Genomic DNA, 9,751 nt, shown 5'->3' on the forward strand with positions numbered 1-9,751 from the left:
TCCCGCTCCTGAACCGACAGCACCTCGATCGCCCCGACCGGCACGAGCGGGTCGACCGCCACCTGCTCCAGCACCCGCACCAGCCGCGCGGCGATGGCCTCGACGGTGCCCCGGTCGAACAGCTGGGTCGAGTGCATGAGCTCGCCCCACAGCGCCCCCGACTCCTGCTGGGCCATGCCGAAGAACAGGTCGAACATGGCGGTCGACACGACGTGCTGTTCGAACTCCACCTCGAGCCCGGGCAGTCCCATGTCCGGCTTCGCCCAGTTCTGCCAGGCGAACATCACCTGGAACAGTGGCTGGTACGCGGCGGAGCGGTCGGGGTTGATCAACTCGACCAGCATGTCGAACGGCACGTCCTGGTGCTCGTAGGCCGCCAGCGCCTTGTCCCGGACCCGCGCGAGCAACTCGGCGAAGGACGGGTCACCGGAGAGATCCACCCGCAGCACCTGGGTGTTGACGAAGAACCCGACCAGATCGGCCAGCGCTTCGTCGGTCCGCCCGGCGATGGGGGCGCCGATCGTCACGTCCTCCCCGCCGCCGAGCTTGTTCAGCAGCACCGCCAGCGCGGTCTGCAGGACCATGGACATGGTCATCCCACGCTCGTCGGCCACCTTCCGCAGCCCGGCCGCCACCCCCGGTTCCACCACGATGTCGACCTTGTCGCCGTGCGGGCGATCCCGTTCCGGGGGCCGCGGCCGGTCCAGCGGCAGGCTCAGCGGCTGCGGCACCCCGGCCAGCTCCGCGCGCCAGTACTCGACCTGCTTCGCGGCCAGGGTGCCCGGCTCCGCCGGGTCGCCGAGCAGTTCGTGCTGCCATCGCGCGTAATCCTGGTACTGCACGGCCAGCGGTTCCCACTCCGGCGCCCGGCCGTCCAGGCGCGCGGTGTAGGCGGCGGTCAGGTCCCGTGCCAGCGGTGCGGCCGAGACGCCGTCCGAAGCGATGTGGTGGATGACCAGGACCAGCAGGTGATCCTCGGCAGCGCAGCGGAACAGGGCCGGCCGGAACGGGATCTCGGCCGCCAGGTCGAACCGGTGCGCGATGACCTCGTCGACCGCGCCGCCCAGGTCCCCGGGTGCCACGTCGATCACCGGCACCGGCACCTGCGCCGCCGACGGCGGCAGGATCCGCTGGCAGGGCTCGTCGTCGTCGTTCCGCACGTACGTGGTCCGCAGGATCTCGTGCCGATCGACCACGTCGCGGATCGCCGCGGCGAGGGCGTCCAGGTCCAGTGGCCCGGTCAGCCGGAACGTCGGTGAGATGTTGTAGGTCTCCGCCCCACGCTCCAGTTGGTGGGTCACCCACATGCGCCGTTGCGCGTACGACAGCGGAATCACTGGTTCACTCCTTTACGGTCCGCTTGCGCAGACTGGGGCGAAGGGGAACGGCCGACTCCTCCGACCACGCGGCGAGTGCGGACACGGTCGGCAAGTCGAAGATCTTGCGGATCGGTATCTCGGTGCCCAGCTCGGCGCGAGCGCGGCTGACCAGCCGGGTGGCGAGCAGGGAGTGCCCACCGAGGGCGAAGAAGCCGTCGTCGATGCCGACCCGGTCCACGCCGAGCACCTCGGCGAACAGCTCGGCCAGTGCCTTCTCGCGGGCGGTGCGTGGCGCCCGGAACGGCGTGGTGGAGGTGACGTCGGGGACGGGCAGGGCCTGGTGATCGAGCTTGCCGTTGGGCGAAAGGGGCAGCCGGTCGAGCGGTACGCAGACAGTCGGGACCATGTAGTCGGGCAGCCGATCGGCCAGGTGGTGGCGCACTTCCGCGACATCCGGGGCGGTCTTGCCGTCGGCCGGGACGACGTAGGCGGCCAGGTAGCGGAGGTCGCCTGCCTGCCGGGCCACCACGGCGGCCTGGGCGATGTGGGGATGGGCCGTCAGCGCGGCTTCGACCTCGCCGGGTTCGACGCGGTAGCCCCGGATCTTGACCTGGGCGTCGAGGCGGCCCAGGTGGTGCAGCTCCCCGTCCGGGGAGAGCCGGGCGAGGTCGCCGGTGCGGTACATGCGGGAGCCTGGCGGCCCGTAGGGGTCGGGGACGAAGCGCTCGGCGGTCAGGGCGGGCTGGCCTTGGTAACCGCGTCCGGCCCCGGCCAGGTACAGCTCCCCCGGCGTGCCGGTGGGCAGCAGGTTCAGCGCGGGGCCGAGGATGTAGGCACGCACGCCGGGGAACGGGCGGCCGATGGGCACGCTGGTGGCGTACGACCGCCCGGGGTGCAGCAGGTGGGCGGTGGCGTAGAAGGTCTCGCTGGGGCCGTAGCTGTTGATGACGTGGGCCCGCGGCCAGAGCGCTCGCACCCGCTCGACCAGGGCCGGGGTCAGCACTTCCCCGGAGATGTTCAGCGCCGTCGGCCGGATGCGGTCGCCGAGCTGGTCGGCGAGTTCGGCGAAGGCCGACGGCACCGAGCAGATGACGTCGACGTCCCAGGCGTCGCGTTCGGTCAGCGCCAGCACATCGCGCACGATCTCGGCGCTGCCGCCCGTGGTGAGCGCGGAGAACAGCTCGAACGTGGCGACGTCGAAGCCGAACGAGGCGGCGAGCAGCACCCGTCTGCCGGACGCCATTCCGGCCTGGGCGGCCATGGTGTGCACGGCGTTGACGACGGTGGCGTGGGTGACGCCCACGCCCTTGGGCACGCCGGTGGAGCCGGAGGTGTAGACGACATAGGCGAGGTTCTCGGGCCGGGCGCACGGTCGTGCCGCCGCGTCCCGAGCCGTGGCCAGGAGGTCGAGGTCGTCGAGGACGAGGACGGGGATGTCCGTGGCGGGTACGAGGTCGCGGGTGTCGCGGTCGGCCAGCACCAGCGCGGGCCGGGCACCGGTGAGGACGTGCGGCAGGCGGCTGCTCGCGTAGGCGGGGTCGACCGGCAGATAGGCCCCACCCGCCTTGAGCACTCCCAGCAGGGCCACCGCCATGGTCGCGGTGCGCGGCAGAACGATGCTCACCACGGTCTCCGGGCCCACCCCGCGCTCAGCCAACTCGACCGCGAGCCGCTCGGCGCGGGCGTCCAGCTCCGCGTAGGTGAGCGACTCGCCCTCGGCGACCACGGCGACCGCGTCCGGGGTCCGCGCCGTCTGTGCTTCGACGAGCCCAGTGATCGTGACGTCCAGTGCCGCGTCGTCGAAGCCGGCCAGCAACCGGTCGCGTTCGGCGGGCCGCAGGATGTCGACCTGCGCGACCCGCAGGTCGGGGGTGGCCGCCAGCTGACGCAGGACGCGGACGAGGCGGGCCGCGTACAGCTCCACCGTGTCACGGTCGAAGAAACCCCGCGCGTATTGGAGGATGACCTGGAGGTGCGGGTCGGGCGCCGCCGCCAGGCACAACGCGTAGTTGTTGCCCGCGGACGGGCTGAAGCCGGTGAAGGCGAGCCCGTCGGCGGCGTCGGTGGCGGCGCGCAGGCCCTCCCGGTCGACGGGGAACGACTCGAAGACGACCAGCGTGTCGAAGAGGGACGGCAGGCCGGCGGAGTTCTGGATCTCCGCGAGCCCGTGGTGGTGGTGCTCCACGAGGCCGGCCTGCCGGCGCTGAAGCCGGGTGAGCACCTCGGCGACGGTGTCGGCGGGCGAGTATCCGACGCGGACCGGAACGGTGTTGATGAACATCCCGACCATCGACTCGATGCCGGTCACCGCGGGCGGACGCCCGGAGACGGTGGTGCCGAACACCACGTCCTGGCGGCCGGTGAGCTGGCCGAGCAACAGCGCCCAGGCGCCCTGGACCAGGCAGTTGAGGGTGATGCCCAGCTCGGCGGCCCGCAGGCCCAGTTCGCGCGCCTCGTCGAGCGTGAGCGCGACGTCGATCTGGCCGCGGCTGCCGTCGTCGGCACCCGCGGAGTCGGGAGCGAGCAGGGTCGGCCCGTCGATGCCGTCGAGTTCGGCCGCCCACGCCCGGGCCGCCTCGTCCTGGTCCTGCCGGGCGAGCCAGGAAAGGAAGTCGCCGAAGTCCCCGGTCACCGGCAGACTGGCCGGGTCACCGTCGGCGGCGTAGAGCAGCAGCAGGTCGCGCAGCAGGATGGTCGCGGACCAGCCGTCGAACAGCAGGTGGTGCGCGGTCATCACGAGTGCGGGCCGAGCCGGCTCGAGGACGGCGAGTGCCAGCCGGAACAGCGGTGGGACGCCCCGGTCGAAGTGGGTGGCCCGATCCCGGGCGAGGAACCGCTCGAACGTCTCGGTGCGCTGCGCCTCGTCGACCGCGGTCAGGTCGAGGTGCTGCCACGGCAGCGTCACCGCCTCGGGCACAACCTGCACGACATCGCCGTTCGCCCGGTGGAAGAACGCCGCGCGGAGGGTGCGGTAACGCTCCAGCAGCGCCTGCCCGGCCCGGCGCAGGCGCTCCGGGTCGATCTCGCCGGACAGGCGGAAGACCACCTGCCCGTGGTAGGGGTCGGCCGACGCCCCGGCCATCATCGCGTGGAAGAGGATCCCGGACTGCGCCGGAGTCGCCGGCCACACCGTGGCCAGCTTGCCGACGCGGGTCTCCCAGCGGTCGATCTCCTCCTGGCTCACGTCGACCAGGGGTGCGTCCGTCGGCGTCAGCCCGCCGGCGTCGGGTGTCGTGGCGTGCCGGGCCAGTGCGGTCAGCGCCTCGACCCACAACCCGGCCAGCTGGGTCACCTCGTCGCCGGACAGGACACCGGTGGGGAAGCCGAAGTAGGCGATCAGCTCTTCTCCGCCGGGGACGGCAGCGGCCACCGCGTTGATCTCCAGTGCCGACAGCACCGGCATGTCCCCGTCCGGCGCGGCGATCAGGTCCCGATGCGTGAGGTCCGGGGCCCAGCCCCGGCCACGCACCGCCTCGGGGACGTGCGCCCCGGAGGACCTGCCGAGGTAGTTGAATCCGACCTGTGGCTCCCGTGGTCCGGCCAGCTCGGAGGCGGTCACGGTGTTGAGGTGTCGCAGCAGGCCGTAGCCCAAGCCGTGGTCCGGCACGGCCCGCAGCCGGTCCTTGACGGCCTTGATCGCCCGGCCGGCGGCCGGGCCACCGGCGAACGCGTCCGCCACGTCGATGCCGGGCAGGTCGAGGCGCACCGGGAACATCGCGGTGAACCACCCGGCCGTACCGGAAAGGTCCGCGCCGGGCACCAGGTGCTCTTCCCGGCCGTGCCCTTCCAGCCGGACCAGGGTCGAGGTACCGGGCACTCCCCGCAGCTGACGCCAGCACGCCAGTGCCAGCGCCAGCCCGGCCAGCAGCCCGTCGTCGACACCGCCGCGGAACACCGCGGGCACCGTGTTCAGCAGGGTTGCCGTGACGTCGGCCGGCACCTGGACGCGCACCGTCTCCACGGTGGCCGCGACATCGCGCGTGCGGTCCAGCTCCCGTGCTCCCAGCACGGGCTCGTCCCCGCGCAGGATCTCCTGCCACACGGGCAGTTCCGCCATCCGCTGCGGGGTGGCCGCCTCACCGGCGAGGGCGTGCGCCCATCGCCGCCATGAGTTCCCCGCCCCGTCCAGCGCCGGGGTGCGGCCGTCCCGTGCCTGCTGCCAGGCGGAGACCAGGTCCGGGACCAGGATCCGCCACGACACGCCGTCCATCGCCAGGTGGTGCACCACGATCAGCAACCGGTCCGCGCCCGTGTCGCCGGTGAACCACACGAACTGCGCCATGACGCCCGCGTCCGGGTCCAGCCGGCCCGCGGCCTCATCCAGCTCGGCGGCCACATCGGCGCCGCGGTAGGACACTTCCCGCACCAGCGCGCCGGCGTCCACGCTGCCGGGCGGCTCGATCCACAAGCCGGGCCCCTCCCGCTCGAGCCGGGAGCGCAGGACGTCGTGCCGGTCCAGGACGGCCTGCAGGGTCGCGACCAGTCCCCCGCGGTCGATGTCCTCAGGCAAGATCAACATCGTGGACATGCAGAACCGGCCGATGCCACCACCGAGCGCGAGAACGTGCGCTGCCGTCGGCAGCAGCGGGGCCCACCCGACGCCGCCCCCCGGCAACTCGGCCAGGGTCGGGCGTTTCTCTTCCCCACGGCCCTCGACCAGTTCCGCGAGCTGAGCGACCGTGCGGTACTCGAAGACTTCCCGGGTGCTGACCCCGATGCCGCGCGTCCTGGCCCGCGCGACGACCTGGAGGGAACGGATGCTGTCTCCCCCGCTGGCGAAGAAGTCGTCGTCGATGCCCACCTGCGGGGCGTTCAGCACGTCGGCGTACACCTCGGCCAGGACCCGCTCGGCCTCGCTGCGCGGCGCTCGGTACTCGACCCCGGCGAACACCGGCTCGGGCAAGGCGGCCCGGTCCAGCTTCCCCGTCGCGGTCAGCGGCAGCCGGTCCACCACCATGATCAAGAACGGCACCATGTAGCCGGGCAGCCGCCCGGCCACGAACCGCCGTAGCTCCGAGGTGGGGACGTTGACCTGCAGGACATCGACGTCGACACCGTCATCACCGGCACCGCCCGCCATCACCACGTAGCCCACGAGGCGCGTGGTGCCGGTGTGGTGGTCCTCGCACGCCGTGACCGCCGCCTGCCCGACCGCGGGGTGCTGCGCGAGCACGGTCTCGATCTCGGCCGGCTCGACCCGGATGCCGTTCACCTTGACCTGGGAATCGACCCGTCCCAAGATCCTCAACTGGCCGTCCTTGTCCCACAAGGCCAGGTCACCGGTGCGGTACAGGCGTGCACCGGCGGGCCCAGCGGGGCACGCGACGAACCGCTCGGCGGTCGCCCCACCGCTCCGGTGATAACCGCGCGCGATCAGGCCGCCCGCGTACAGTTCGCCGACCACGCCGGGTGGTACCGGCGTCAGTTCCGGCCCCAGTACGTAGGCGCTCATGTTGGGGATCGGTCGTCCGACCGGGATCACGCCGGTCTCGGCCCACCGCGGCGGAAGCGCGAAGGTGGCAAAGTAGAAGCTCTCGGTCTGGCCGTATCCGTGGACGACACGGAGCTCGGGGAAGGCCTGCTGAACCTGGTGGACCAGGTCGGCCTTGAGTGCCTCACCGCCGACGATCACCGTCCGCATGTCGAGTTCGAAGGCGCCCGGATCCTTGGTGAAGGTGTCGACCAGTGCGGAGAACGCCCTCGGCACCGCGTTGACGGTCGTGCCCGACCACGTGGCGCGTTCGGCGAGTTCGAGCACGTCACGGACGATCTCGACGATCGCGCCGGAGGCGAGCGCGGCGAAGATCTCGAACACGGAGACGTCGAAGCTCGCCGAGGTCGCGGCAAGCATGCGCGCGCCCGGCTCCATCCCTGCCGTCCGCCGCACCTGGCCCACGGCGTTGACCACGGTGGCGTGGGTGATGGCGACGCCCTTGGGCTTCCCGGTGGAGCCGGACGTGTACATCACGTACGCCAGGTTGTCCGGTCGCAGCGGCACAACTGGAGCTGCCGGCACCGGGTCGCCGGGGTTCAGGTCATCGAGGTGGAGCACCGGCGGCCGGCGCTCCGGCAGCGCCGCTGCCGTGTCGCGATCGGTCAGCACCAGGACCGGCTCGGCGGTGCCGAGCAGGAGATCCACGCGCGCGGCCGGGTGGCCGGGATCGATCGGCAGGTAGGCGCCGCCTGCCTTGAGCACGCCCAGCAGCGCGACCACCAGGTCGGCTGTCCGCGGCAACGCCACGGCCACCACGACGTCGGGCCCGACCCCGCGCTCACGCAACAGGGCGGCCAGCCGGCCGGCGCGGGCGTCCAGCTCCCGATAGGACAGTGCGGCCGACCCGGCCACCACGGCTGTCGCGTCCGGTGTCCGGGCAGCCTGGGCGGCGACGAGTTCCGGCACCGTGGCCCCGCGAACCGGTGCCGCGGTCTCGTTCAGCCGTGCCAGCCAGTCCCGTTCGGCGTCGCTCCGCACGTCCACGCCGCCGAGCCGCACCGCGGGATCGGCGACCACCTGCCGCAGCACCCGCACGTAACGGTCTGCGAAGCTCTCGGCGGTGGCGTGGTCGAACAGCTCCGTGGCGTACTCCAGCCGTCCGTACGCCCGCCCGGAGGTGTGCGGGATGATGTTGAAGAACAGGTCGAACTGCGCGGTGTCGGTGCCGACCGGGACGGGCGTGACGCGCAGTCCGGGCAGCTCGAGCCCCTGCCAGGTGAACTGCCACGCCAGCATCACCTGGAACAGCGGCGAGTACGACGTGGACCGGTCCGGGTTGAGCAGCCCCACCAGGCGCTCGAACGGCATGTCCTGGTTGTCGTAGGCGGCCAGGGCCCTGGCCCGCACCCGGTCGAGCAGCTCGGTGAACGACGGGTTCCCCGACAGGTCGACGCGCAGCACCCAGGTGTTGACGAAGAAGCCGATCAGCTCGTCGAGCTGTTCGTCGGCGCGCCCCTCGATCGGGCTGCCGATGGTCAGGTCGTTGCCCGCGCCGAGGTGGTGCAGCAGCACCCCGAGCGCGGCCTGGGCGACCATCGGCGCCGTGGCACCGCGGTCCGCGGCGAGCTTCCCGAGCCCGGTGAGCAGCTCGGGCTCCAGCTCGAACGCGACGTGGCCGCCGTGGTGGCCCGCCGTCGTCGGCCGCGGCCGGTCCAGCGGCAGCTGCACCGGCTGCGGCACCCCGGCCAGTTCCGCCCGCCAGAAGTCCAGTTGTGCCCCGGCGAGGCTGTCCGGGTCCTGCTCGTCGCCCAGCAGTTCGCGCTGCCACAGCGTGTAGTCCTTGTACTGCACCGGAAGCGGCGTCCACCGCGGCGCACTCCCCCGGTGGCGAGCCGAGTACGCCGACGACAGATCACGCAGGAACGGCGCCATCGAGGCCCCGTCGGCGGCGATGTGGTGGAACACGAAGATCAGCACGTGCTCCCGCGGCGCGACCCGGAGCACGGTCGTCCGCCAGGGAAGTTCCGTGTCCAGGTCGAACGCCTCACCCGCGGCCTCGGCCACCGCGGCGTCCACGGCGTCCTCGGCCAATTCGGCCACGCGGAACCGGGGGAACGCCTCCTCCGGCGGCAGGATCCGCTGCTCCGGTGTGCCCTCCGCGTCCTCCACCACCAGGGTCCGCAGGCTCTCGTGCCGGGTGGTGACATCCCGCACCGCCGCGGCCAGGGCCTGGGTGTCCAGGTGCCCTTCGAGGCGCAGCACCAACGGGCCGTTGAAAGCTGCCGACGGGCCGTCCAGCCGGTGGAGGAACCACAGCCGGCTCTGGGCGAAGGACAACGGGATCATCGACGCTCCTGAATGGTCATCCGGCGCAGCTGGGGGCGCTTCGACGTGGCCGATTCCTCGAGCGCGAGCACCAGCTGGGCGACGGTCGGATGGGCGAAGACGGTCGTCACCTTCACGTCGAGACCGAGCTCGCCGCGGATCCGGCCGATCAGCCGGGTGGCCAGCAGCGAATGCCCGCCGAGGTCGAAGAAGCCGGCGTCGATGCCGACCTCCCCCACATCGAGCAGCTCGGCGAACAGCCGGCAGAGCACTTCCTCCTGGTGGTTGCGCGGCCCCCGCCCGGTCGCGGCTTCGGCGTAGTCGGGTGCGGGGAGCGCGGCCCGGTCGAGCTTCCCGCTCTGGGTCGTGGGGAACTCGGCCAGCGGCACGATGGCCGAGGGGACCATGTACTCCGGCAGTTGCTTCCGGAGCAGATCCGTCAGTGCGCTGGTGTCCAGGCCTGCCGGGCCCGCCTCACCCGCCGGCGTCACGTACGCGAGCAACCGCTGGTCGCCGGCGCGGTCCTCCCGCACGACGGCCACCGCGGTGCTGACCTCCGGGTGCCCGGTCAACACGTGCTCGATCTCGCCCAGCTCGATGCGCAGGCCGCGGAGCTTGACCTGGAAGTCAGTCCGGCCGAGGTATTCCAGGGTTCCGTCGCCCGTCCAGCGCA

Annotated in this window: 3 protein-coding genes; all 3 read right to left on the reverse strand. The window is 72.3% G+C overall.

The window, feature by feature from the left end:
* The coding region (locus ABZ863_RS34395; protein WP_358543835.1) for a condensation domain-containing protein at window positions 1–1,337 on the reverse strand (1,337 nt) is incomplete at its 3' end.
* A gap of 4 nt (window positions 1,338–1,341) precedes the next feature.
* The gene (locus ABZ863_RS34400) at window positions 1,342–9,099 is read right to left on the reverse strand and encodes an amino acid adenylation domain-containing protein (protein ID WP_358543837.1); all 7,758 of its coding nucleotides are present in this window, start codon (window positions 9,097–9,099) and stop codon (window positions 1,342–1,344) included.
* Window positions 9,096–9,751: phosphopantetheine-binding protein (locus ABZ863_RS34405; protein ID WP_358543840.1), on the reverse strand; the 656-nt coding region annotated here is incomplete at its 5' end. The genes ABZ863_RS34405 and ABZ863_RS34400, both read right to left, overlap by 4 nt.

Origin of the sequence: Saccharomonospora sp. NPDC046836, from assembly GCF_040645195.1 — a bacterium.
Classification (GTDB): Bacteria; Actinomycetota; Actinomycetes; order Mycobacteriales; family Pseudonocardiaceae; genus Prauserella_A.